Source organism: Mycobacterium sp. D16Q16, from assembly GCF_002013745.1.
GTDB lineage: Bacteria > Actinomycetota > Actinomycetes > Mycobacteriales > Mycobacteriaceae > Mycobacterium.
The window spans coordinates 1-24,941 of record NZ_MAEY01000033.1; the positions used below are offsets into that span (position 1 = coordinate 1).

The 24,941-nt window shown below is 64.5% G+C and carries 24 protein-coding genes and 1 pseudogene; 12 read left to right on the plus strand and 13 right to left on the minus strand.

Going from position 1 to position 24,941, the window contains the following annotated elements; genetic code table 11:
• The 4 genes and pseudogenes from B4394_RS24765 to moeA all read right to left on the minus strand — a co-directional run.
• A pseudogene (locus tag B4394_RS24765) lies at window positions 1-662 on the minus strand (AAA family ATPase); the annotation flags it as partial.
• A 6-nt stretch (window positions 663-668) separates the two neighbouring features.
• Window positions 669-1,556: a CDP-diacylglycerol--serine O-phosphatidyltransferase gene (gene pssA, locus B4394_RS24770; protein ID WP_078313077.1), complete on the minus strand. Its 888-nt coding sequence runs from the start codon at window positions 1,554-1,556 to the stop codon at window positions 669-671.
• An 11-nt stretch (window positions 1,557-1,567) separates the two neighbouring features.
• A complete protein-coding gene (locus B4394_RS24775) occupies window positions 1,568-2,299 on the minus strand; it encodes a phosphatidylserine decarboxylase (RefSeq protein WP_078316543.1) in 732 nt (243 codons plus the stop codon).
• Window positions 2,300-2,416: 117 nt separating this feature from the next.
• Entirely contained in the window at window positions 2,417-3,610 is a 1,194-nt protein-coding gene (gene moeA / locus B4394_RS24780; RefSeq protein ID WP_078316544.1) for a molybdopterin molybdotransferase MoeA, read from the minus strand.
• Window positions 3,611-3,726: 116 nt separating this feature from the next.
• On the opposite strand from moeA, the gene B4394_RS24785 reads away from it, so the two are divergent.
• Window positions 3,727-4,527 (plus strand): HAD-IIA family hydrolase, encoded by an 801-nt coding sequence (locus tag B4394_RS24785; RefSeq protein ID WP_078313080.1) that lies wholly within the window; start codon window positions 3,727-3,729, stop codon window positions 4,525-4,527.
• A gap of 46 nt (window positions 4,528-4,573) precedes the next feature.
• Here B4394_RS24785 and B4394_RS24790 read toward each other — a convergent pair whose 3' ends face one another.
• Entirely contained in the window at window positions 4,574-4,810 is a 237-nt protein-coding gene (locus B4394_RS24790; RefSeq protein WP_078313081.1) for a hypothetical protein, read from the minus strand.
• 226 nt (window positions 4,811-5,036) lie between these two features.
• On the opposite strand from B4394_RS24790, the gene B4394_RS24795 reads away from it, so the two are divergent.
• Window positions 5,037-5,417, plus strand: a complete 381-nt coding sequence (locus B4394_RS24795; RefSeq protein WP_078316557.1) for a VOC family protein — start codon at window positions 5,037-5,039, stop codon at window positions 5,415-5,417.
• Here B4394_RS24795 and B4394_RS24800 read toward each other — a convergent pair.
• Both B4394_RS24800 and B4394_RS24805 read right to left on the minus strand, forming a co-directional pair.
• The gene (locus B4394_RS24800; RefSeq protein ID WP_078316545.1) at window positions 5,414-5,767 is read right to left on the minus strand and encodes a hypothetical protein; all 354 of its coding nucleotides are present in this window, start codon (window positions 5,765-5,767) and stop codon (window positions 5,414-5,416) included. The two genes, B4394_RS24795 and B4394_RS24800, sit on opposite strands and share 4 nt — an antisense overlap.
• Window positions 5,764-6,357, minus strand: coding sequence for an MspA family porin (locus tag B4394_RS24805; RefSeq protein WP_170915090.1), 594 nt, complete (start codon window positions 6,355-6,357; stop codon window positions 5,764-5,766). The genes B4394_RS24800 and B4394_RS24805 overlap by 4 nt, the downstream gene beginning before the upstream one ends.
• A 192-nt stretch (window positions 6,358-6,549) precedes the next feature.
• Here B4394_RS24805 and B4394_RS24810 point away from each other — a divergent pair, with 192 nt between their 5' ends.
• Window positions 6,550-7,464, plus strand: coding sequence for an SDR family NAD(P)-dependent oxidoreductase (locus B4394_RS24810; RefSeq protein WP_078316558.1), 915 nt, complete (start codon window positions 6,550-6,552; stop codon window positions 7,462-7,464).
• Here the strand turns inward: B4394_RS24810 and B4394_RS24815 are convergent.
• From B4394_RS24815 to B4394_RS24825, 3 genes are all read right to left on the minus strand, one after another.
• The gene (locus B4394_RS24815) at window positions 7,461-7,964 is read right to left on the minus strand and encodes a cupin domain-containing protein (RefSeq protein WP_078313103.1); all 504 of its coding nucleotides are present in this window, start codon (window positions 7,962-7,964) and stop codon (window positions 7,461-7,463) included. The genes B4394_RS24810 and B4394_RS24815 overlap by 4 nt on opposite strands.
• A gap of 19 nt (window positions 7,965-7,983) precedes the next feature.
• Window positions 7,984-9,678: a DEAD/DEAH box helicase gene (locus B4394_RS24820; protein ID WP_078291833.1), complete on the minus strand. Its 1,695-nt coding sequence runs from the start codon at window positions 9,676-9,678 to the stop codon at window positions 7,984-7,986.
• A 146-nt stretch (window positions 9,679-9,824) separates the two neighbouring features.
• On the minus strand, window positions 9,825-10,736 hold the full coding sequence (locus B4394_RS24825; protein WP_078316546.1) for an SDR family NAD(P)-dependent oxidoreductase: 912 nt from the start codon (window positions 10,734-10,736) through the stop codon (window positions 9,825-9,827).
• A gap of 110 nt (window positions 10,737-10,846) precedes the next feature.
• On the opposite strand from B4394_RS24825, the gene B4394_RS24830 reads away from it, so the two are divergent.
• Entirely contained in the window at window positions 10,847-11,410 is a 564-nt protein-coding gene (locus tag B4394_RS24830; RefSeq protein ID WP_078316547.1) for a TetR/AcrR family transcriptional regulator, read from the plus strand.
• A 46-nt stretch (window positions 11,411-11,456) separates the two neighbouring features.
• Window positions 11,457-12,551 carry a hypothetical protein gene (locus B4394_RS24835; protein WP_078316548.1) on the plus strand — a complete coding sequence of 365 codons (1,095 nt, stop codon included), beginning with the start codon at window positions 11,457-11,459 and terminating at the stop codon, window positions 12,549-12,551.
• Here B4394_RS24835 and B4394_RS24840 read toward each other — a convergent pair.
• Together B4394_RS24840 and B4394_RS24845 are read right to left on the minus strand one after the other, a co-directional pair.
• Window positions 12,542-13,717 carry an FAD-dependent monooxygenase gene (locus tag B4394_RS24840; protein ID WP_078316549.1) on the minus strand — a complete coding sequence of 392 codons (1,176 nt, stop codon included), beginning with the start codon at window positions 13,715-13,717 and terminating at the stop codon, window positions 12,542-12,544. The two genes, B4394_RS24835 and B4394_RS24840, sit on opposite strands and share 10 nt — an antisense overlap.
• A 1-nt stretch (window position 13,718) precedes the next feature.
• Window positions 13,719-13,949 carry a hypothetical protein gene (locus B4394_RS24845; RefSeq protein ID WP_078316550.1) on the minus strand — a complete coding sequence of 77 codons (231 nt, stop codon included), beginning with the start codon at window positions 13,947-13,949 and terminating at the stop codon, window positions 13,719-13,721.
• A gap of 193 nt (window positions 13,950-14,142) precedes the next feature.
• Here B4394_RS24845 and groL point away from each other — a divergent pair, with 193 nt between their 5' ends.
• Window positions 14,143-15,768, plus strand: a complete 1,626-nt coding sequence (groL, locus tag B4394_RS24850; RefSeq protein ID WP_078291825.1) for a chaperonin GroEL — start codon at window positions 14,143-14,145, stop codon at window positions 15,766-15,768.
• 152 nt (window positions 15,769-15,920) lie between these two features.
• On the opposite strand, the gene B4394_RS24855 is transcribed toward groL, so the two are convergent.
• Entirely contained in the window at window positions 15,921-16,913 is a 993-nt protein-coding gene (locus tag B4394_RS24855; RefSeq protein WP_078316551.1) for a hypothetical protein, read from the minus strand.
• A 298-nt stretch (window positions 16,914-17,211) separates the two neighbouring features.
• On the opposite strand from B4394_RS24855, the gene scoE reads away from it, so the two are divergent.
• The 6 genes from scoE to B4394_RS24885 all read left to right on the plus strand — a co-directional run bounded on the left by scoE (window position 17,212) and on the right by B4394_RS24885 (window position 24,926).
• On the plus strand, window positions 17,212-18,081 hold the full coding sequence (scoE, locus tag B4394_RS24860; protein ID WP_078316552.1) for a (3R)-3-[(carboxymethyl)amino]fatty acid oxygenase/decarboxylase: 870 nt from the start codon (window positions 17,212-17,214) through the stop codon (window positions 18,079-18,081).
• Window positions 18,078-18,632: an FcoT family thioesterase gene (locus B4394_RS24865; RefSeq protein WP_078316553.1), complete on the plus strand. Its 555-nt coding sequence runs from the start codon at window positions 18,078-18,080 to the stop codon at window positions 18,630-18,632. The genes scoE and B4394_RS24865 overlap by 4 nt, the downstream gene beginning before the upstream one ends.
• Window positions 18,633-18,760: 128 nt before the next feature.
• Window positions 18,761-20,176 (plus strand): AMP-binding protein, encoded by a 1,416-nt coding sequence (locus tag B4394_RS24870; protein WP_502688544.1) that lies wholly within the window; start codon window positions 18,761-18,763, stop codon window positions 20,174-20,176.
• Window positions 20,169-20,420, plus strand: coding sequence for an acyl carrier protein (locus B4394_RS24875; RefSeq protein ID WP_078316555.1), 252 nt, complete (start codon window positions 20,169-20,171; stop codon window positions 20,418-20,420). Before B4394_RS24870 ends, B4394_RS24875 begins: the two co-directional genes overlap by 8 nt.
• A complete protein-coding gene (locus B4394_RS24880; protein ID WP_078316556.1) occupies window positions 20,417-24,586 on the plus strand; it encodes an AMP-binding protein in 4,170 nt (1,389 codons plus the stop codon). Before B4394_RS24875 ends, B4394_RS24880 begins: the two co-directional genes overlap by 4 nt.
• A 31-nt stretch (window positions 24,587-24,617) precedes the next feature.
• A complete protein-coding gene (locus tag B4394_RS24885; protein ID WP_078313093.1) occupies window positions 24,618-24,926 on the plus strand; it encodes a PE family protein in 309 nt (102 codons plus the stop codon).
• Window positions 24,927-24,941 lie beyond the last annotated feature (15 nt).

The window sequence follows — 24,941 nt, forward strand, 5'->3', positions numbered from 1 at the left end:
GGGGTGGGAGGGGCTGCATCGATCGCGGATTCCGTGGCCCGCACCGGCGCCGGTTGCGCGGCGGGCCCCAGTGGGTTCGAGCCCTGCCAGCTGACAAGAGAATTGGGTTGCACGCTGACCGGGCCGGCCGGATCCACGGCCGTCACCGTGAGCAGTTCGGAGGTCCAGGTGATGCCCACGGACCGCGCCAGCGCCGTCGTCGCCTCCGATGTGGACGTGCCGGGCCCCAGATCGCGTGGCAGCAGTGAGACGGTGTCCCCGACGGTCATGACCTTGCCCAGTAGCGCCAGCCGAAGCGTCGCGGACGAAACGGATTGGGTGGTAAGAGAGGAACCGCTCACGCTGATCGACCGCGCCCCGTAGACCGTCACCGGGGAAATGATGACCGACGCATCCTCGCGCAGTCCCGCGTTGGACAGCGTGACGTCGTCGAGCAGGGCGGTGCCGGCCGGAACTGAGCGTGGCGCGACGCCGACGACCGCCGCCGTTGTTCGCGACCCAGTGAGAGACACGGCATCCCATTCTCGGATACCGAGGGCGGCAATAGCTTCTGGATGCAAACGGACCACACCGCGCCGCGAATCGACAGCCGATGTGTTGAGGCGAGCGGTGAGAGTCAGCGATGGGCTACTTGGGCGAAGAGCATCGGTGTGTTCGCTCATGCGTTCCTAGCGTGGCCTGCCGGGGCGGCGCAGACCCAGACGTTCCGCGGTGCGCCGCTTGGGGAGCGCGGCCTGCCGGAAGGCGCGTCGCTGGTCTCGGCGCTGATCGCGGCGCAGGTCGCGACGTTCCTTGGGCTTGGCGTCCCAGGACTCGGGCCGCGCCGCCACCCAGCGCTGACTGCGCCAGGCAAATGGGATGTGCGCCAGGTAGACGACGATCAGGATCAGCAGCAGCACATAGGGGTATTGCAATAGTCCGGCAGCGGCAACCGTCACCAGTGCAAGCAGTAAGACCACCATGCGGGGCGGTACCGAGACGGATTTCATGGCCGCGGTGGGTATCTGGCTGACGATGAGCATGGAGACGAACACCATCCATGCGCATATCGCCCATACCGACGACCACCATCCGGCGCCGAACTGCAGGAACGCCGCCAGCGGGGCGAGCACCATCAGCGCTCCGGCGGGCGAGGGCACCCCGACGAAGTACTCCTTGGTGAATGCCGGCTGGGAATCGTCGTCGAGCAGCGTATTGAAACGAGCCAGCCGCAGCACGATGCACACCGCGTAGAGAAGTGAAAACACCCATGCCGTAGGGGTATCCGCCAGCATCGAGATGTACAGCACCACCGCAGGGGCAACACCGAAATTCACCGCGTCGGCGAGCGAGTCGATCTCCGCACCCATCCGCGACGTCGCGTCCAGCAGCCGGGCGATCCTGCCGTCGAGACCGTCGAGGATGGCCGCGGCGGCGATCAACGTTAACGAGATGTAAGGCTTTCCATCGAACGCGAACTTGATCGACGACAGGCCGCCGCAGATCGCCAGCACCGTCATGACACTCGGCAGGATCCGGATGTGCACGGGGCGCTTCGAGAAGGCGGCTTGAGTCATGGCTGAGTCGCTTACGCGTTAGCTGTCGAGGAGGGCAGCTCGGCCAGCACGGTCTCGGCACCGACGGCTCGCTGTCCCGGCTGGACAAGGATTTTCGAACCCTCAGGCAGGTAGGTGTCTACCCGGGAACCGAATCGGATCAATCCGTAGGTGTCGCCGATGGACAGCTGGTCGCCGACCTTGGCGTGACAGATGATCCGGCGCGCGATGAGCCCGGCGATCTGCACCACCACCACATCGTGTCCGGTGCGGGTGCGGATCTGCACGCTATTGCGTTCGTTGGCCACGCTCGCCTCGGCGCGATCGGCAGAGAGGAACTGCCCGCTGCGGTGAATCACAGCAGTCGCCTCACCGGCGACGGGAACCCGCTGAACGTGAACGTCGAACACCGACAGAAAGATGCTGATGCGGGGGAGTGGTTCGGCAGGCAGCCCGAGTTCCGGCGGCGGTACCGCACGGTCGACCAGACAGATCTGGCCGTCGGCGGCGGCCACCACCGCATCGGCGCGGTTGGGGGGGATGCGTGGCGGATGCCGGAAGAATCCGGCGCACGCGCCGGCGAGCGCCAGCCCGGTACCGCGCATCCAACGATTCTTGAACCCAAGGCCTGCCAGCCCCAATCCGCCGGCGATGAACGGAAGGCCTGCCGGATGGATGGGTGGGATGGTCGAGCGGAAGAGTTCGACGATATGCGGGATGCCGGAATCCGGCTCTGAACCTACGGGGCGGGGGCGTCTTGCCACCGGACCATCCTAGTGATGTGGGCGATGCGCTGGGGACAGCACGACGGACACTGTGACCGGACGTGCTGAACAGCGGCTTGCTCGCTCGGCCTGCACTCACCGTCGCGGCGGCTGTGATCAGCTCAGATTCCACACGCTGACTGTGGTTCCCGCCGCTAGGTCGGTGACGTCTTCCGGGATATCGAGCAGGCAATTCGATGCCGCCAGCCACCGCAAATGGTGTGATGCGGGAGGTCCGACCGCCGTCACCGTGCCGTTGCGGGCATCCCAGCAACCACGACGGAACTGTCGCTTACCCGCCGGTGCGGAGATCGGGTCGGTCAGGACCGCCTGGTGACGTGCCCGCGCTGGCTCCAACCCCATGGCTGCGCGTAACGGCTCGCGAATGAACACCTCGAACGACACCAATGCGCTGACGGGATTGCCGGGCAGTGTGAGCAGCGGAACGCCGTTGACGTGTCCGGCTCCCTGCGGCTTACCGGGCTGCATAGCCACCGAGACGAATTGGACCCCAGCGTCGGTGAGTGCGTCCTTGACCACCTCATAGGCTCCTGCGCTGACCCCGCCAGTGGTAATCAACAGGTCGGCCTTCGCGCCGAATTTGTCGAGCACGGACAGGAATTGCTCGACGTCGTCGGCGACGGTCGGTGCCACCACGGCGTCGGCTCCGGCCTCCTGGACGGCGGCGGCGAGCATGACGGCGTTGGACTCGTAGATCTGCCCGGGCTTGAGATCGGTGCCCGGGGGAACCAACTCGCTGCCGGTGGAGGCGATGACCACCCGCAGCCGAGGGCGCACGGTGAGCTCTTCGAGCCCGAGCGCCGCTGCCAGGCCCAACGCCGGTGCCATGAGGCGAGAACCCGCGTGCAGGACGGTGTCGCCGGCTCGCACATCCTCACCGGCAGATCGGATGTGTTGCCCGGCACGGGGTTCTTCGGTGATGGTCACGGTCTCGGTGCCGCCATCGGTGACCTCGACGGGCACCACGGCGGTGGCACCGGCGGGAAGCGGTGCACCCGTCATGATGCGGTGCGCGGTGCCGGGTTTGAGTGTCAGCTCGTCGGTGCGTCCGGCGGGAATGTCCTCGGTGACGGGCAGTGTGACGGGGTTGGTGGGCGAGGCTCCTGCGAGGTCGTCGCGGTGGACCGCATATCCATCCATCGCCGAGTTGTCGAACACCGGCAGGTGAACCGGAGCGATGACATCCGCGGCGAGGACCAGACGATCGGCCGCGGAGACCGGTACCCGAACGGGCGCTGGTGCCTGGATTAATCCGGCGACGACTTGCTGGTGTTCGGCGACGGAACGCATCGGCTCATTATTGCCCGATCATCGGGCGCATACCGCACGCAGGGGTTTTTGCCGCGTATGTGCGCCCGGTATGCCCTCGGCGTGCGGTGCCCGCGGCATGGCAGGAAACTAGCTCTATGACCGTTGGCGGAGTGCTCTTCGATATCGACGGGGTCCTGGTGACCTCGTGGGAGCCGATCGATGGCGCTGCTCAGGCACTCAAGGCGCTCGAGAGCGACGATGTCCGTCGTTGCTTCCTGACCAACACCACCTCGCGGACCCGGGTGCAGATCGCGGAGCTGCTCACCGCCGCCGGGCTGACGGTGCCCGCCGATGAAGTGATTACCGCCGCGATGCTGACCGCCGACCACGTGATCGCCCAGCATCCCGGCGCGCGGTGTTACCTACTGAATGACGGCGACATCACCGCCGACATGCCTGGAGTCGAGTTCGTCGAATCTCTGTCCGATGATCCCGATGTGATCATTCTTGGGGGGGCCGGTCCGCAATTCGATCACGTCGCGCTGAGTCGGGTCTATGACCTGATGGCTCAGGGGATTCCGGTGGTCGCGATGCATCGCAACGCGGTGTGGAGCACCCGCGAGGGATTGCGCGTCGATACCGGCGTGTACCTGGCGGGCATGGAGCAGGTGTCGGGACGCAAGGCCGTCGCGGTGGGCAAGCCGGCCCCGGCTGGGTTTCAGCTGGCCGCTGAGCGCATGGGGTGCGAGCCGGATCAAGTCGTGATGGTGGGTGACGACCTGCATGTCGATGTGCTCGCCGCGCAGGTCGTCGGCATGACGGGCGTGCTGGTACGCACCGGCAAGTTCCGTCAGGACACGCTCGACAGGTGGGCCGCCGATCAATACGCGATGCAGCCGGCATACGTCGTTGATTCGATCGCCGACTTGCCGCCCCTGTTGTCGAGCCTGTCGTAGCACTGAGATTGTCCTGCGTACGCCGCTGTGCCACAGGGCAATTGACTCACATCGTGGGTCGATGGTGCATCGTGGTACTTACCGGCAGTGCGAAGGGATCCGCCGGCCCGAGGTCGGTGATGATGTTGACCTGATGCTGAGATCCCGGTGCCACGTACGTGATGACCGAAGGGCTGACTCCCTTGGTATCCGTGGCGATGGCCTTGCTGAACACACCGACCGTCTCTTCCGGGCCCTGCGCCGAGGGTGCCTTGATTTCGATGACATCGCCACGGTCGAGCAACCGGGCGTTATCGGGCAGCCGGACACCGATGGCGGAGGACCAGACAGCTATCGATTGTGGGTGTGTTTACATGCGCACGATGGAAGTTTGCAGGTTTTCTGAAAGAAGTAGCCGACGCGATTGCGGCTATCTAATCGCGGTGTACAGCAAACTCAATGCTGACGCTAGTCCGTCGCGTTTTGCCGTCTCAGTCCCGGTTGTCGGATGCGTGGGCAAGAATCTGCCCATGATCGATCACTTCGGTATCAACTGCGCGGACCTGCCGGCTGCGGCCGCGTTCTACGACAAGGTGCTCGGCGTCCTCGGGTTCACTCGTCAGATGGATTTCGGTGTCGCCATCGGGTACGGGCCGGCGGGAAAACCCGACTTTTGGATCGGTGGTGGCGACGTCGCGAGCGGTCCCAATCGTGAGATCCACGTTGCCTTCTCGGCCACGAGCACCGAGCAAGTCGACGAGTTCTTCGCGACGGCGACGGGTGAAGGCGCCGAGGCGCTCCATGCGCCGCGACTGTGGCCCGAGTACCACCCCGGCTACTACGGTGCGTTCGTGCGCGACCCCGACGGGAACAATGTCGAGGCCGTGTTCCACGGCGCGGTGCCTGCCTAAGCGCCGGGGGTAACAATCGGCGTCGGTACGGTCGTCGTCCCCCCGGTTGACGGTGTGGGCGTGACGGGTAATGCCCCCTTGGGGGCCACGATCGGGGCGGACGCGGTGTTGCGCTGACTCCACTGCTCGGAGTCGACCTCCGAATCCGCGTCGGGCGGCCAATCCACGCTTGTCGGGGGCCAACTTTCGGCCTTGTCACCGCCGGTCGTGGCCGCAGGGGGAGCGCAGCCCGCCGCCGCGCCGAAGTCACCGGGGCTGCAGTTGTCGGCGTGCGTGATGGGTGCTTGTGACATGCCCAGGCACGCCCACACGACGACGGTGAGTACACGACGTTTCAGGTGAGCGTTCATAGCGAGAGGATGTCTCCGTAAACGTTCACGCTGTCGTCGGACTTGTCGGTGTCGATCATCGCCGTCGTAAAGAACCGGATAGAGACGGGTCCACCGCACGCGTCCACTTTCACGTGGGCGTCGTGGACCACGATTTCACCGGTGCGTCCCTTGAGGGCCTTCTTTCCCAACACGATGTTCTTGATCGTTCCCGGCAGGAGATTGATAGAGATACTGCCGTTCACCTCCGCATACGGGCCGACCATGGCAAGCAGATTGCTGCCGCCGGAGAAGCCCGGGCTCACGCCGGCGTCGGCGCCGACGTCAACGCTGCCGCCCTCACTGAGGTCGATCTGGCAGCCCAGCTGCAGCCCCATGACGAGCACGCCGGAGTTCACCGGAATCGCACCGTTGCCGTCGATGCTCGCGGCGGCCTTACCGGTGACGAAGCCCTCACGGGTGAAAGCCGTCGCGGCCATATTCGGCACCGAGTTGATCGTCATCCGCGACAGCGTGGCACTCAGGTGCCAGCCGTCGTCGGTATCCGCCGACTGGCTGACGTCAGCAACCGGCAGCGGGTCTGCCGTGGCCAGTCCTGTGCCCGCGCACACAAGTGAAATTACAAGGCTGACAACAGAAGCAAATTTGCGCACGAACCTGCCTTACATGCAGTAGGTGGCCAAGCTCAGTGATCCGGCGACGAGCGTATTGACTCCGGCTGTGTGATCGCTGGTATCGAACACCGGGTGAACTGTGAATGCCGTGGGGTGGGCAGCGCGGTGGTTCTGCGGCAGGATGCGTTTGTGACCGCGCACTGGACCACCGCTGATATTCCTGATCAAACCGGACGCATTGCCGTCATCACCGGTGCCAATACCGGCCTGGGCCTGGAGACGGCCCGCGCACTGGCGGCCGCGGGAGCACAGGTGGTTCTCGCCGTCCGCGATCTCGACAAGGGCGCTGCTGCCATCGGCGAGATCAAGAACACGGCGCCCGCGGGCAAACTGGCGCTGCAGCGGCTCGATCTGTCTTCCCTCTCGGACATCACATCCGCCGCCGGGCAGCTGAGCGCCGACTATCCGCGGATCGATCTGCTCATCAACAACGCCGGAGTGATGTACCCGCCGAAGGGCGTCACCGCGGACGGCTTCGAGCTGCAATTCGGCACCAACCACCTGGGCCATTTCGCACTCACGGGGCTGCTGTTGGAAAACCTCACCGCTGTGCGTGGTTCGCGCATCGTCACCGTGAGCAGTAACGGTCACAAGTTCAGGGCCGCAATACATTTCGATGACCTTCAGTGGGACCGTGGTTACAGCCGGGTGGGGGCGTACGCGCAGTCCAAACTCGCGAACCTTTTGTTCACCTATGAACTGCAGCGGCGTCTCGCCGCCGCGGGGGCCGAGACGGTGGCATTGGCGGCCCACCCCGGTGCGTCGGGCACCGAGCTGATGCGTCACATCACCTTTGGCCCCGAGGCGCTCAGTGCGGCGGTGTTGAAACTCGCGCAGAGTCCGGCGATGGGTGCACTGCCCAGCCTGCGTGCTGCCACGGACCTGGCCGCATCGGGCGGCCAGTACTACGGACCCGCCGGTTTCGGGGAGCTCCGTGGGTATCCGAAGGCCGTCAAGTCCACCAGGCAATCACACGATGAGTCTCTGCAACAACGGCTTTGGTCAGTTTCCGAGGAGCTGACCGGAGTGCGGTTCCCGGTCTAGACGAAGAAGTTGTCGTGGTCGATGAACCACTGGGTGCGCTGCTCGTCGGTCATATCGGCTAGCTCTCCGAAACCTTCGAAATAGCGCTGCCGGGGTGCGCCAGGCGCGAACAGCATCAGCATGGAAGCTGCTTCGCCCGAATCATTGTGGAATGCGTGAAGGCCGCCCGGCGGTACGAACAGGAAGTCGCCCGCGGTGGCGTCGACCCATGCTTCGCCGTTGTACAACCGCCAAGTTCCGGAGAGTACGAAGAACGCCTCCGACATCGCCTTGTGGAAATGCGTTGCGGCACCGAAACCTTTCACCGGGCCGGCATCGATTCGGTATAGCCCGTAATCACCGGCCGTGGACTGCTGGGTCGCCAGGTAGTGGTATTGGACGACGCTGCCGTTGTCGGGGGCGTAGTCGGCTGGGACGGTGGCCGGTCTGAACGTCGCGCTGATCTCGCCGGTGTCGCCGTGATACCGGGGATCGGGGTATCCAGAAACGATCAGTGACATGCGATCCACGCTACGCGCGTCACAGCTCCCGATGAAGGGTTCGGACGGCGACGATGCGCTCCTTGAGCTGGTCGCGGGTGGCCGCCGCGATCGGGGGGCCGCCACACCGGCGCCGCAGCTCGTTGTGAATCCAGCCGTGCGGTTTACCCGACTTGAAATGCGTGGCCGACACCAACGCGTTGAGCTCACGGCGCAGCTCGCGCAGCTGACCGTGTGTGGAGGTGATCTCCGGGGGCACCTCGCCCGAAGCGGTGCGCTTGGTCAGCTGCTCTTCTTGTCTGCGCCGCAAGAGATCTCGCATCTGATTCGGATCGAGCAGCCCCGGGATGCCGAGGTACTCCGCCTCTTCCTCGCTGCCCGCGGGCGTCGCGGTGCCGAAGGACGCCCCGTCGAAGATCACCTGGTCCAGTTCGGCACTGGCACTGAGTGATTCGAAACCCTTCTCTTCCTCACCCGGCTCGGTGCGTTTGCGTTCTACCGGCTCCTCATCGCCCATCGGCTCGCGATGTGGCTTGCCGAGCACGTGGTTGCGCTGCTCCTCCAGCAGACTGGCGAGCTCCAGCAGCGTCGGCACCGAGGGCAGGAAGATGCTGGCCGTCTCACCCGGTGTCCGCGAGCGCACGTACCGCCCGATGGCCTGGGCGAAGAACAGCGGAGTGGAGGCACTCGTCGCGTAGACGCCGACGGCCAGACGTGGCACGTCCACACCCTCGGACACCATGCGCACGGCCACCAGCCACTCACTGCCGTCGGCGGCGAACTGCGCGATGCGGTCGGAGGATTTCGGATCGTCGGAGAGCACCACAGTGGGTTCGGTGCCGGTAATCGTGGTCAGCAGCTTCGCGTAGGCCCGGGCGGCCTTCTGATCGGAGGCGATGATCATGGCCCCGGCATCGGTCATGCCGCCGTTGCGTTTCTGCTGCAGCCGCGCGTGGGCGGCGCGCAGCACTGCGGGTATCCAGTCGCCGTTGGGATCCAGGGTGGTGCGCCAGGCGCGCGCGGTCTGCTCGGCGGACAGTGGCTCACCGAGGCGGGCGGCGTGCTCCTCGCCGGCGCTGTCACGCCACCGGGCCTCACCCGAGTACGCCATGAAGACCACGGGACGCACCACGCCGTCGGCCAGGGCCTCCGAGTAGCCGTAGGTGTGGTCGGCTTGCGAGCGCTGAAAGCCGGCGCCATCGGGCTCGTAGTTGATGAACGGGATCGGGCTGTCGTCGCTACGGAACGGGGTTCCGGTCAGCGAGAGGCGCCGGGTCGCGTCGTCGAACGCTTCGCGGACGGCCTCACCCCAGCTCTTGGCGTCGCCCGCGTGGTGGATCTCGTCGAAGATCACCAGGGTGCGGTGGTTCTCGGTGCGGACCCGGTGCCGGGTGGGATGGCTGGCCACCTGTGCATAGGTGACGACGACTCCGTGGTACTCGGAGGAGGTCTGTGCATCGGAGTTGCTGAATCTCGGGTCCAGGGACAGTCCGAAGGCGGTCGCGGACTGTGCCCACTGAACCTTGAGGTGTTCTGTGGGCACCACGACCGTGATCTTGTCGACGGTGCCGTCAGCCAGCAGCTCGGTAGCAATGCGCAGGGCAAACCTGGTTTTCCCTGATCCGGGGGTGGCGACCGCCAGGAAATCGCGGGGTTTGGCGGCCAAATACCGCACTAATGCCCTACGTTGCCAGCCCCGCAATGTGTGGGTGCTGGGCGCTTCTACAGCCCGCACCCTATGGACTCCTTACTGATCGAACAGGAGCCTAACGCAAGGGATTACGGGGCTGCATCCTGGCGGGCGTGGCGGGCACCGCGTGTCGTGTCACCAGGGTGACGGTAGGTGACAATCGGCACAGTGCCCGCCTTCTTCGCGCTCTTCTACTTGACCGGGAAGGTCACGTCGGTGAGTTCCTCAGATACCGACCACAGGCGGCGCTGCAAATCGAGGTCATAGGACTGTTCGCTCGATGCGACCACCTTCGGGTTACCGCGTTGTTCCATAAATCCATCCGGTCCGTAGTACTGGCCGCCCAGAGCGGCCGGGTCGGTGGCGGCACGCAGTGTGGGCAGTGCTCCCATATCCGCACCCTGGGTCAGCAGTGGCGCCACAACGTTGAAAACGGCCCGGACCCACAGCGGAGAGTTGCGTGCGAGCTCGGTGTTGGAGCCACCGGGATGGGCGGCCAGGGCGACGGTGTTGGTGCCCACCAGGCGCCGCTGCAGTTCGTAGGTGAAGAGCAGGTTGGCCAGCTTCGATTGCCCGTAGGCCGCTACCCGGTCGTAATCGCGCTCCCACTGCAGGTCATCGAAGTGGATGGCCGCACGTAGGCGGTGCCCGATGCTGGAGACCGTCACCACACGTGACCCTTCGACGGGCAGTAGATGGTCCAAAAGCAGACCGGTAAACGCGTAGTGGCCCAGGTGATTGGTGCCGAACTGAAGCTCGAAGCCGTCGGCGGTGGTGGACTTCTCCGTCCACATGACACCGGCGTTGTTGATGAGCAGGTCGATCTTTTCGTAGCGCGTCTTGAGCTCGTCGCTGGCTCGGCGGACGGACTCCAGCGAGGACAGGTCCAACGACTGCAGGGTGATATCGGCATGGGCATGCGCCGCGGTGATCTCGGCGGCGGCGGCTTTGCCTTTCTCTGTGTTGCGCACAGCCAGTACGACGTGGGCGCCATGCGCAGCGAGCGCCTTGGCGGTCTCCAGTCCGAGTCCGGTATTGGCGCCGGTGACGATCGCGACGCGGCCGGTCTGATCGGGGATGTCGGTGGTACTCCATGTAGTCATGGGGGCTCCTGGGTAATATTGTCAGTAACCGGGGCGGTTACTCCGCTTACGAATATACGGAACGTGCGCCCCGTTTTGTCAAGGCGTATCGGAACCTCGAGGAGTGTGAGATGGATCAACCCGCCCGGCCTTTGCGTGCCGACGCCGCCCGCAACCGTGCGCGGGTCCTGGAGGTCGCCTATCAAACATTCGCCGAGGAGGGCCTTGGTGTCCCGATCGACGAGATCGCGCGGCGCGCGGGAGTGGGTGCGGGGACCGTCTACCGGCATTTTCCCGCCAAAGAGGACCTGTATCGCGCCGTTGCGGAAGACCGGATGCGCACGGTGATCGGCAAGGGGCGCGAGCTGCTGGAGTCGGCCGAACCGGGGGACGCGCTTTTTGGTTTCCTCCGTGTAATGGTCCAGTGGGGCGGCACCGATCAAGGTTTGGTGGACGCCCTGGCCGGTGCCGGTGTCAGTGTCGAAGCTCTCATCCCGCAGATCGAGGAGTCCTTCTATGCGGTCCTCGGCGATTTGGTGCAGGCCGCGCAGCGGGCGGGCACGGTGCGCTCCGACGTTGGCGTGCACGAGGTAAAGGCACTCCTGGTCGGGTGCCAGGCCATGCAGAGCTACAACAAAGAGGTCTCAGAGCAGGTCACCGACGTCGTGTTCGACGGGCTGCGGCCGCGTCGTTAGCCGGGAGCGGTTAGCTTCGTTACCTTGACTAAGTCGGAGGTAGCAAATGTCTATTCGTCCTTGGCTGGTCACGCTGGCAGTGCTGGTGCCGGTCGCTGGGTGCTCGTACTTCGGGGCGCGGCACGCTGACGATTGGCGCAGTCGGACCGACGCGGATCCGGCCGAGCTGGCGGTCGACGCCGTGCTGCGGACTATCGATCCGTGCGGATTCGTGGACGCCGAATCAATCAAAGGCAAGATCCCCCGCGCGATCTCGTATGGATACACCGAAGGATTTGACCGGTGCACTCTGCGGCTGGGCGCATATGACGGTGATTTCGTGAGTGACGTCTCGGCGACCATCGGTTTCGATCTGGCCCCCGCACCCGCGCAACTGTCGGAATCACCTGTCGATTCGACGGAGGTCAACGGGATCGCGATCAGTCACGTGCTGGGGCCGACGAGTAATCGAGGGTGGTGCCGGTACGTGTTCAACCTCGATGCGAGTGACGCTCCTGATATGTCATCTCACGGTGGCGCCGCCGATCTGATGAAGCGCGTTCGCCTGGTCGTGGTGGCCAGCCTCGCCAGGGATCCAGGTCCGGGCCGTCCTGTCTATCCCTGCAGGGAGGCAATCGCGATCGCCACCGGGGCCGCGCAGATTCGGTCACGGCATCTACCCGCGAGATCCGATTTCGTCGCGCACCCGGCCGAACAGGACCCGTGCTCGCTACTGCCCGACCTGCGCGGATTCGCCGGTTACCGCCCGGGCAATAGTGGTGGGCTGGAGAAGGATCTGTACACCTGCTGGTTCAGCGCGGGGCCGCCCGACGATCGGAAGGCGCAAGGAGTTGGGCTGACACTGCGTCCGGTGGATCCACGCGAACCCGGCGCCTCCGAGTACGGCAGGGAACGGCACTCGGTGGTGGAGCGGGACGACGGAGTGGAGCTGCACGTCAGTACCGTCACCAGTACATACGACAAGCCGTTGTGCGAGGTTTATGTATTCCTTGGACAGAACTATTCGCCGACTCACCTCATTACAGAAGATGCCCGTCCGGAGGATGTCCGAGTGCCTGCCGCCGTGCTGCGCGGTACGTCGTCCTGTGACGACGTCAAGGCCGTGGCCGTGGCGGCCGGCAAGAAGTTCGCTCAGTCGTAGGCAGGTAATGCGAAAGACCGGCCGACCTTGAGTGCCTGGCGGGCGACCAGCTGACGAACGCCCGGTAGCCGCAGGGACCACAGGCCGAGCATGCGCAGCCGCGTCGCCCAGGGCGACTGGGCGCCGTCGACCTTCAGAGTGTTGAGGGCAAGCTGCTGGCACCGTGCGACGTATGGAGCCATCAACGCGTGGAATCGGGTGAACGCGATCTCGAAATCGCCTTCTGTGGAACGTAATTCGTGGGCGAGCACGTATGCGCCGACGATCGCCAGGCTCGTGCTCATGCCCGACCGAGGTGAGGCACACCAGGCCGCGTCTCCGATAAGACACACCCGGCCACGGGAGTAATCGTCCAGATGTACCTGGCACAACGCGTCAAAGTACGGCTCGTCGGTAGTGGAAAGGGCGCGGAGAACGGCCGGGGTCTCCCAGCCGAAGCCCGTGAACCGTTCGAGAAACAACCGCTTGTTGGCCTCGGTGTTCCGGTAGTCGAATTCCAGGTCGCTGTCGGAGAACGCGAGTGAACCTCGTGCGGGGGCATCGGGTGCGGTGGCTTGGATGCCGACGCCTCGCGTGCCTTCGCGGAAAGCCACCGTCTGGTGGTCGAGCCCGAGGTGGTTATCCATCGCGAAAAACGTGAAGTACTGGCCCAGCTGAGTGACGAATTCTGTCTCCGGCCCAAAGGCGAGCGCACGAAGCCCAGAATGCACCCCGTCGGCGCCAATCACGAGATCGAAATTCTGCGGGGAGGACTTCGCGAACGAGACGGCGGCCTTCGTGCCGTCATCCCGCACGCCGGTGATCCAGTCGCCGAAGAGAAGAGTGGCATCGTCACGCACTGCCTGGTGCAGGATGCGGGCGAGATCTCCCCACAGGATCTCTAACTCGCCGCTAATGACCTCCGGGGGAAGGCGGGCGATCTCCTTGCCCTTGGCATCGACCATCACCATGGACCCCATGTGGGTGGCCTGCGCTCGTACCGCGTCGAGCACGCCCATCTTGTCCAGTACCTCGATCGACGGACCACGGAAGTCGACAGCCTGCCCACCACCCCGCACGGTGGCGGCGCGTTCGACGATCGTGACGGTATGCCCTTCTTGCACAAGCCAGTACGCGAGCGCCGGACCTGCGATACCAGCACCACTGATCAGGATATCGAGCGACATATCAGCACCCTAGATCGTGTACCTGTATGCCTGTGGGCCCCCGCCACAGCCCGGCTGTTCCAAGCAACGCGACGAGCTCAGTCGGCACCCAGACCCGCCCGCGCGCGTACCGGATCGCGGGCGGTAGCGAGTTCGGTCCTTGAAACAGGGCGAGCTGTGCGGCGTCCAGATCGTTGAGTATCGGACCCATATCGCTGCCGACAATCTTGACGGCGGCCTGCCGACGTCGCATTTATTGATGTGGGGAGTCTGCGATCGCCCTTGCACTCGCCATGTCCGAGTGCTAAAAATGGCATTGGCACTCACGACCGGTGAGTGCTAGGCCGGGACGGTGAGGCCGCAGCCCACACAGCTGCGTCCGTCCGTCGCGGGCACTGCGCCCGGCCCAGAACGTGCAACCCCCTATACGGAGGAATCACTTCGCAATGGCCAAGACAATTGCGTATGACGAAGAGGCCCGCCGCGGCCTGGAGCGGGGCCTTAACGCCCTCGCTGACGCGGTCAAGGTGACACTGGGCCCCAAGGGTCGCAATGTCGTCTTGGAGAAGAAGTGGGGCGCCCCCACGATCACCAACGATGGTGTGTCCATCGCCAAGGAGATCGAGCTGGAGGACCCGTACGAGAAGATCGGCGCAGAGCTGGTCAAGGAAGTTGCCAAGAAGACCGATGACGTCGCAGGTGACGGCACTACTACCGCCACCGTGCTCGCTCAGGCTCTGGTCAAGGAAGGTCTGCGTAACGTCGCCGCCGGCGCCAACCCGCTCGGCCTGAAGCGCGGTATCGAGAAGGCCGTGGAGGCCGTCACCAGCGCCTTGCTGGCCTCTGCCAAGGAGATCGACACCAAGGAGCAGATCGCGGCCACCGCGGGCATCTCCGCTGGTGACCAGTCCATCGGCGATCTGATCGCCGAGGCCATGGACAAGGTTGGCAACGAGGGTGTCATCACCGTCGAGGAGTCCAACACCTTCGGCCTGCAGCTGGAGCTCACCGAAGGTATGCGCTTCGACAAGGGCTACATCTCGGGCTACTTCGTGACCGACGCCGAGCGTCAGGAAGCCGTCCTGGAGGATCCCTACATCCTGCTGGTCAGCTCCAAGGTGTCGACTGTCAAGGACCTGCTTCCCCTGCTGGAGAAGGTCATTCAGGGCGGCAAGCCGCTGCTGATCATCGCCGAGGACGTCGAGGGCGAGGCTCTCTCGACCCTGGTCGTCAACAAGATCCGCGGCACCTTCAAGTCCGTCGCCGTCAAGGCCCCGGGCTTCGGTGACCGTCGCAAGGCGATGCTGCAGGACATGGCGATCCTCACCGGTGGCCAGGTCGTCAGCGAAGAGGTTGGCCTCTCCCTGGAGACCGCCGACATCACGCTGCTCGGGCAGGCCCGCAAGGTCGTCGTCACCAAGGACGAGACCACCATCGTCGAGGGCGCGGGCGATTCCGACGCCATCGCCGGTCGCGTGGCGCAGATCCGCAGCGAGATCGAGAACAGCGACTCCGACTACGACCGCGAGAAGCTGCAGGAGCGCTTGGCCAAGCTGGCCGGCGGTGTTGCGGTGATCAAGGCCGGAGCTGCCACCGAGGTGGAGCTCAAGGAGCGCAAGCACCGCATCGAGGACGCCGTTCGCAACGCGAAGGCCGCCGTCGAAGAGGGCATCGTAGCCGGTGGTGGCGTCGCCCTGCTGCAGGCTGCCCCCGCGCTGGACTCGCTCTCCCTTGAGGGTGACGAGGCCACGGGTGCCAACATCGTGCGTGTGGCGCTGTCGGCTCCGCTGAAGCAGATCGCCTTCAACGGCGGTCTGGAGCCGGGTGTCGTCGCGGAGAAGGTTGCAAACCTTCCTGCGGGCCACGGCCTGAATGCGGCGACCAACGTGTACGAGGACCTGCTCGCGGCCGGCGTTGCCGACCCCGTGAAGGTGACTCGCTCGGCGCTGCAGAACGCGGCGTCCATCGCGGCGTTGTTCCTCACCACCGAGGCCGTTGTTGCCGACAAGCCGGAGAAGGCCGCCGCACCTGCGGGCGACCCGACCGGTGGCATGGGCGGTATGGACTTCTAAGTCCTGTAACGAAAAAAGGCCCGGTCTGCCTGGAGAAATCCAGTGCAGGCCGGGCCTTTTCGTTGTTCACTCCGTGTGCCGAGTGGGAATCTGGCGTGGGAAATGGGCTCGATTCTCTCGTGAGACTCCCACTCGGCTTGCGGCGCCGAGGTTTACACCGGCGCTGGTGCGATGACTCCTCCGGTGAGGCGCCGGTAGGTGTACACATGGATCAGACCGGACAAGGCCGCAATCGTGGGGTAGGCGATGATGCCGCCCAAGCCACAGGTGATGAATGTCGCCGCGACACCGGCGAAAGCAACAGCCAAGGTGATCAGGAACACGAGCAAGGCCTGTGCCAGGTTGTCTTTGACGATCTGAAAGCTGGCCTTGATCGCATCGACGGGGCCCAGACCACGGTCGATGGCGAAGAACACGGCGTACTGGGCGAAGAACCCGAAGATGATTCCGCCGATGATCAAGAAGCTTCCGATCAGCACTCCGAGCGCGACTAAGAGTGCGGTCCCCGCGTAGGCGCCGAAACTGCGGGCGCGGAAGAAGGTTCCGAAACTCACGGGCTTACCGTCGGCGACATCGAGATTGGCGCTGACGATGCAGGCGCCCACGTAGAGGCTGACCGCGAACACCACTGCGTAGAGCAGGATGATGATGGCGATAGCTCCGCCGGAGAACTCGGGTCCCTCATACGAGTACGAGTACGAGGAGCTGGAATCACCGCCGTAGCCGCTGGTGCTGGTCTGCGGCAGGCTGGCCATCAGAATCGCGTAGACGATCCCGAACGGCACACCTATCGCAAGGAACCAGACCAGATACGGCGGAATGAAGGTTCCGAAGCGCTTGGTGACCTGGGCCCACGACCAGCTCCACGACTCACCGGCATTGAACGGTCCTTGGGGTGGCCATGGGGCCTGCGGCGGGTAGCCGTAGCCAACAGGCGGATACCCCTGGGGAGGGGGCGGGAATTGTCCACCCGGGTACTGGGAGGCTCCCGGCGGAGGACCCGGCTGGTACCCGGGTTGATATCCGGGCGGCGGGGGCGGCTGATAACCCGCGGGTGGCTGAGTCGGGTAACCCGGGGGTGGCTGATGCGGGTCGTGCGCTGACGGATCGCCCGATGCGGGCGGCTCCTGAGGTGGGTAAGTCACCGACTCAGGCTAGCAACGAACTTATTTGCTGAGCGCGATATGCGGAGGATGTCCGAAGGCGTGTTCTGGTAGCGGGTTTCAACCGAGTCGGGCTGGCTCTGCCGGCTGGCATCGTGTGGTAGCCGGTCATCGGAGACGCGACAAGCGTGATGTCGGCCACTAATTCCGTTGTTTTCCAACGATTTACCCATCGGTTGGAAATGACACCGCAAGGCTCGGGAACTTTTCGTGTGCCCGGTTCGACTGCTCCATTAGTCGCGCATCAGGTGGACAGATCAGCGAGAAGAGTAGGGAGTCGATGACGCTCAACGTGAAGGGCGAGGGCCTGGGGACACAGGTCACGGGGATTGACCCTGGAAACCTGGACGGAATCACCACGCAGGAGATCCGCGAACTCGTCTACCGGAACAAGCTCGTCATCCTCAAGGATGTGCACCCCTCACCGGAGGAGTTCATCCGGCTTGGGAGGTTGATCGGGGAGATAGTTCCCTACTACGAGCCCGTGTATCACCACGAGGACCACCCGGAGATCTTTGTCTCGTCTACCGAAGAGGGACAAGGGGTTCCACGTACCGGTGCGTTCTGGCACGTCGACTACATGTTCATGCCGAAACCTTTTGCGTTCTCCATGGTGGTGCCGCTGGCAGTTCCCGGGCGTGATCGCGGCACCTATTTCATCGATCTCAACAAGGTATGGGAATCGCTATCTAGCACGATAAGGGATTCTGTGCGTGGGACATTCAGCACGCATACGCCGCGGCGCTACATCAAGATCCGGCCGAGTGATGTCTACCGGCCCATTGGGGAGATCCTGGCCGAGATCGAGAGGGTCACGCCCCCACAGAAATGGCCCACGGTGATCAAACACCCAAAGACCGGCGAAGAGATCCTGTACATCTGTGAGGCGGGTACCGAGACGATCGAGGACGAGGATGGAACGCTCCTCGACGCTGCGCTGCTTCAGCAGCTACTCGAAGAGTCGGGGCAGCTCGACCCCGACTACGCCTCGCCATTTATCCACGCCCAGCACTACGAGGTGGGGGATATCGTGTTGTGGGACAATCGTTCTCTGGTCCATCGTGCGAAACATGGAACGGCGTCGGGCACACTGACAACACACCGCCTGACCATGTTGGACGGTCTCGAGACGCCCGGATTTGCGGCGTGAGCGCGGTCGCCGCAACTCTGTCGGTTCAGACCGGGCTGCCTTCCGCCGGAATGGCCCCGATCGCCGAGGGTCTGCTCGGCAGAGTGCTGGAACCATATTCATACAAGGGCTGCCGCTATCTGGCCGATGCCGAGTATGGAATCACCTCCGACGCGGTGCACGCGCAGGGCAACTTCGCGATCAACGAGTCCGCCTATATCCGGAGCACGGGGCACTTCAACGCAGTGGAATTGGTGCTGTGCTTTAACCAGCTCGCGTACTGCGCCTTCGCTCAAGGTGTTGTCAACGAAGACATCTGGGCATTTCGGGGCTGGTCGATCGACGACTACTGCCAGAACCAACTTGCCGGGATGCTGATCAAGAGCACCTCGTCGCGGTTCCGGCGGCTGGTCAACGCGCAGCAGTTCTCCGCTCGCCTGCAGGCCCGTGATTTCCATATCGTCGACCGGTCATGGCGCTACCTCCAGTTCCACAGCACCATCGAATTCTGGGATCAGGATGGAGGATCCGCGGCCGGTGAGTTCGAGATCGCGGTCCTGAACATCCCGTAGCCCACGACAGGAAGCGCATCCTCACCGCCATGTCTCAGTCACCGCCCACTGTGTTGGAACGGATCCTCGAACAGGCCCGCCTGCGGCCCGGGCTCATCGCATTGCGCCGCAGCGACGGTACTGGTGCCATGACGTACGGCGAACTCGCCGCCGAAGTCGGCAAGCTGGCCGCGACCCTCCGTGCCGCGTCGGTCACCCGAGGGTCCCGTGTTGTAGTTCTTTCGGACAACGGGCCTCAGACGTACCTTTCGGTGCTCGCGTGTGCGCGGCTCGGGGCTATCGCCGTCATGGTGGACAACGCCCTGCCCCCGGCAGCCATCGCGCGGTTCTGCGAGATAGCGGACCCCGCCGCGATCCTTCCGAATATGGCCGACGAGGACGACGTGGATCATCCATCGAGCCTCGAAACAGATTGGCTGGCAGCACAAACTGAAGGCCATGCGAACGAACCGTTCGCCATGATCTTCACCAGCGGCACCACGGGAGAGCCGAAGGCCGTGCTGCTGCCCAACCGCACGTTTTTCGCAGTCCCTGACATCCTGCTCGCCGAGGAACTGAGCTGGATCGACTGGGTGGCAGGGGAGACGACCTACTCACCGCTGCCCGCAACTCATATCGGTGGGCTCTGGTGGATTCTCAACGGGCTGATGCACGGCGCGTCGTGTGTCACCGGCGGCGAGGGCGGGGCATCGCTGAGGGAGTTGCTCGCCGGGAACGAGGTGGCCACCGCGTGCCTGGTACCCACCCTCATGACCAGATTGGTGTCCGAGCTCCAGCTCACCGGAGCCGCCGTTCCCTCGTTGCGATTCATCGCGTACGGCGGTTCACGTGCGATCCCGGCTGATGTGCAGTTCATCGAGGCGGCGGGGGTGCGGACGGCGCAGGTATATGGACTGAGTGAAACAGGCTGTACCGCACTGTGTCTTCCGACCGATGACGAGTCGATCGCCAAGATCGAGGAGGGTGCCGTCGGGCGTCCATACCCAGGGGTGCAGACCTTCTTGTCGGATGGTGAGACCGGCGGGCCGACGCACGGGGGCGTGTCCGCGTCGTACGGCACGCTGTGGATCAAGTCGCCGGCCAACATGCTGGGGTATTGGGGAAATCCGGATCGCACCCGCGAGGTACTGGCCGACGGATGGGTGAACACCGGAGACCTGGTGGAGCGTCGTGACGATGGCTTCTTCTACATCAGGGGCCGTTCCTCGGAGATGATTATCTCCGGAGGGGTCAATGTGGTGCCCGACGAGGTCGACCGGATTGCCGAAAACGTTGCGGGCGTTGGCGAAGCGGCGTGCTACGAGATACCGGACGAGGAGTTCGGCGCGCTTGTCGGGTTGGCGGTGGTACCCACCACACCGCTAGACGGGCAAGGGGCGGCCGAGCTCAAGCAGCGGATTGCGGCGACGTATCGGCACCAGTCGGAATCGATGGCCAGGCCGTCGGTCATCGCTGTTGTCGACGACATCCCCCGGACGAAGTCCGGCAAGGTCATGCGATCTTCCTTGGCCGCCGAGCTGACCGGGGCGCCGACGCGTGCCTGAAGCCACGAGGGACCGGATTCTGACGGCAGTCTGTGAGGTGCTGTACATCTCGGAGGTGGAGCTCTTCGACGGCGACGCCACTGATCTGCGAGAGCTGGGACTCGACTCGGTGCGTTTCGTGCTGCTGATGAAGCAGCTGGGTGTGACTCGCGGTTCGGAGCTGCAGAAGCGTTTGGTGGCAGACCTTTCCATCGCCGGCTGGGCGCGGGCACTGGAGCAGGCACAGCCGGAAGGCGTCACATGACGGTGGCGGTCGAAGCGCGCGTGGACCGGGTGCCGTTGAGCAGGTCGCAGCAGAACATGTACAACGGCGCGTTGCAGGCCGGTGATCCCGGGTTGTATCTCATTGGGAAGAGTTATCGGTTTCATCCGATTGACGCGCCGATGTTCCTGTCCGCGCTGGAGGGAGCCGTATCGGCCAACCCGCTGCAGCTGTGCGTCCTCGTACCGGTGCGAGAAGGTGCGCACTATCCAGAGCTGATGCGAGGATTGCAGTTCAGTGACATCGTGACGGTGGTCTCGGACGGGGCGGAGCCGGCAACGAGGGCCGCTGGCGAGCTTGTGGATATGTGGTCGACAGACCTCGCCGCCTCGCCACTCGTCCGGTATACCATCCGCACGGGTGCGGACGGACGGGTGGTGGGGCTCGAGATCCATGCGCACCACCTGCTGCTCGATGGCGGCGCTATCGGCGTGATAGAGACCGATCTGGGCCGTCGTCTGACCGGTCCTGACGAACCCGAAAATGCCTGTGCAAGTGCAGCACTGGCGAAGATTGCGGCGGCGCACGGTCTCGAGGCCGTCAAAGCCGAGGAATCGCTGCAACGTTTCGGTGTGGCAATCCAGCGCGAACTCACTGAGGCGTCCCGACATGGAGGGCACGGGCTCAGCCTCGGCGAAGGGACGGAGGGCGCGGCCAGAGGGGTACTGCAGGAATCGGTAACGCTATCCGGCAAGGCATTCGACGCAATCGAGGCGCTGTCCGAGGTCAAGCAGGTGCCGTTGAACATTCTGGTGGCGGCAGCTTCGATTGCGGTGGACGCGAGTCTGCGGCAGAGCACTTCGACGCTGCTGCTCCACGCCGTGGATAACAGGTTCGGGGAGCCCGACCTGAACGTCGCAACCTGTCTGGTCAACTCGATCGCACATCCGGTCCGTTTCCCCGCATTTGCCTCTGTGCGTGATGTCGTGCAGGCACTTGATCGCGACTATGTCAGAGCCTCACGGCGCCGGTGGCTTCGTGAGGAGCAATACCGCCGAATGTATCTGGCAATCAACAGGACATCGCATGTCGAGGCGCTGACCTTCAACTTCATCCGCGAAACCTGCGCACCTGCCCTGCGCCCTTTTCTCTCGGCCACACCCCATGCGACCGATATCGGTCCCGTGGAGGGAATGACCGTGTCGTGCGTCATGGACGAGGATCGGCGCACCCTCATGCTGTCCATCTGGGGCCGCGCGGACCAGGGCGACGCGGGCACGCCTCGGTGGATCGCGGAGCGGATCGCGGCGGCGCTCGGGTCGATGGAAGCCATGTGGGACTTGCCGATTGCCATGACCGTGAACGAGTGGTTCGGGATCGGTGCCGACGGTGCCCGCCGCCGGGGCGATGATAGTGCGCAAACCGAGCCGGCTGCGGTGGCCGCCTGGTTCATGGACACCGGCGGCGGTGTGCAGCGGTTCTTGCAGCGGCGACGATTTGTTGAGTCCTGGATCGCCTGGCTGGTCATCGCTGGCGTCGCACCGGGCGACATCGTGGTGTGCGTCGACGATGACACGGACAAGACCGTAGATCTGCTGATCGCCTGCCATCTCGCCGGCTGCGGATACACCGTGTGCGATAGTGCGAAAGATACTTCCTTGCGGGCCGATTCGATTACCGGGTACGGCGACGCCGCGGTACATGTGGTCGATACCAAGGCTCCGATCCCGCGAGACGTAGCCGGCCCATTGCGTGCCCTCGTCGACGAGCGCATCGAGGAGGTATCGCGGGACACTGCCTTAGCCGTGAGGACGGCGTACATCATGGCGACCTCGGGGTCGACCGGTGAACCCAAACTCGTCCCCGTCACGCACGGTGCACTGGCGTCGTTCGCCCGCGCTGCTGGACATGCCTACGGCTGGGGTGCGCAGGACAGCATTCTCCAATGTGCGCCGTTGACCTCGGATATCAGCGTTGAAGAGATCTTCGGCGGGGCGGTCCGCGGCTCACGGCTGCTCCGTTCCCCGGCGATGAAATCCGGAGATCTCGTCACCCTGATACGGGACATCCGGGAACTGAGGCCCACCCTGATCGACCTGCCGACCGCCGTGTGGCATCTGCTGTGCGAGGACGCCGAGGCCCTGACGGTGATCGGTGCGTCCGATCTGCGCCAGGTGGTCGTCGGTGGTGAAGGCATTCGGTCCGGCGCAGTCGACAAGTGGCTGGCGTCCGCTGGGACACAGTCTGTCGCACTCATCTCCAGCTACGGGCCGACTGAAACCACGGTCGTCGTGACGTATCTGCCCATCGACAGAGAGCCGGACGGTGGTGGCTCCGAGCGGCTCCGCGTGGGTCTGCCGGTCATACCCAACACGGTCTATGTCGCGTTCGGTGAGATCATCATCGCCGGAGACACCGTTTCGGCGGGCTACCTTGGGACATCGGGGGAAAGCTTCGGTGTGGTCAATACCGCCGGTGGCGCGCCCAGGCGAGCATTCGCCACCGCCGACCGCGTGGTGTTCGACGAGGACGGATTTCCCACCTTCTCCGGACGCCGCGACGCCATCGTGAAGATCTCCGGCAAGCGGATCGACACTGCTTCGGTGATCCGGCGCGTATCCGAGGACCCCGCGATCGTCGATGTCGGTGTGGGGTTGCACCGTGGCGCATTGGTGGTCTGGTTTCAGGCCCGTAAAGATCTGGACGACAACAAAATAGCGGCGAGGATCAGACGCCTTCTGGTGAACCTCGGGGTCTCCTCGTTCTTGGTATTAGGTGTGCTGAGCATCCCCCGTAAGCCGAACGGCAAGGTTGACCTCGACGGCCTGCTGACCATGCCGCAGTTTGTGGACGCGCTGCCGGACGAGACACACACCGTGGAAACTGCCGCTGGTCTTGCGCGCGTCTGGAGTCGGTGTCTCGGGCGGGAGATCGGCGCGGAATCGTCGCTCCTTGCCGAGGGGATTGGCTCGCTCGATCTGATCAGAATGCTGCCGGACACTCGGCGGTATCTCGGCCGCCAACTCTCTGTGCTGGACCTGATCAGCGCCGACAGTGCCGCGTACCTTGCCGCTGCCGGCCCGGCGGCTGCCGACCTCGGTGCCGCAGATACCGCAGCCGACATTGGCGCGGACCTCGAGCGGCTGACGACTCCCCGCCGCGTCACGACGTTGCACGGCAACAACTCACAGGCCAGTGACGACGGGCCGATCATCGTGTTGGGTGCGTCGGGGATCGTCGGCACCGGATTCGCCCGTGCCACGCTCGATCTGAAGCGCCACGGTGCGCTGCGCCCTGATGTCGTGTTGGTGACGAGATCGGAGGTCCCTGATTCCGGTCCGTGGCCCGCTCTGCGGGCCGTTGACGGTGTCAGGATCCGACATGCCGGGCCAGGATTCAGCCCCGAAGCGCTGGACACAGTGCTGCGCGAGACCGGGGCCAGCACCCTGATCAATTGCATCGGGAACACCAACATGCTGGCTCCCTACCGAGATATCCGGCATGCCAACGTGGACTGGGTATCCGCGGCCGTGGACGGGTGCGCTGCACGTGGCATCCGGTTGATCCACATGTCGACGTTCGTCGTCAACGCCGAGCCGGCCGCCGCGCACGTCACCGATCCGCGCCACGCCCTCTACCCGTACGCGGCATCCAAGGCGCTGGCCGAACTGGTGGTCGCGGCATCACCGCTCGGGCTTGACTTCACGCTCGCGCGGCTGCCCCGGGTACTCGGAGAGGCCGATCAATTGGTCGGCGGCACCGACGTGCTGGTGTCGATCGTGGACGCATGTCTTGCACTGCAAGCGTTTCCCTCTGTCAGGCTGACCGAAGAGGTCACCACGGGGGCCGTCGCGGCGATGTCCATTCTTGGTATGGCGGCAGAAGCGCCGACGCTCGGCCGGGGAGTGAGCGTGGTGCGCGGCAGAGCCGTTTCCTATGCCGAGTTCCTCGGTGGGTATGGCTTGGACGAACTCGAGCTGTCTACATGGAAACGCCTGCTGGACGGCAGCGATTGGGCCAAGCGAAACCCGCGGAGATGGTCGGTGATCGACGCCTGGGCGGGACTCGGGATGCGCTTGGGCCCACAGACCTACGCGGATCATCTCGCCGGATATCCCACCATCTCCCTTGACGCCGCACCAGTAGCCGAGCTTCCGGCGGTACCGGAGTCGATCCGAGATCTGCTTACGCAGAGACGATCTCAATGACCGGAATACATCCAGAGGAGGAGTACTCGCCATGATCCTGAACGTCGTTCCCGAGGGAATGGCCGCAGCCAGCGCCGCGGTGGAGGCCTTGACCGCACGGCTCGCCGCCGTGCATACCGCTGCCGCACCGGTGATCGGCGCGGTGGTACCGCCGGCGGCCGACCCGGTGTCCATCCAGAGTGCGGCGGCATTCAGCGCCCACGGAATCGAGCGCAACGCTGCGGCGGCCGGCGCCGCCTATGAGCTGGGCCGGGCCGGTATGGGAGTCACCGAGGCCGCTACGAGTTACACCGTCGGCGATATGCAGGCCGCCGCAACGTATATGCCGGGAATCGCGTAGTTCCCGGAACAATCC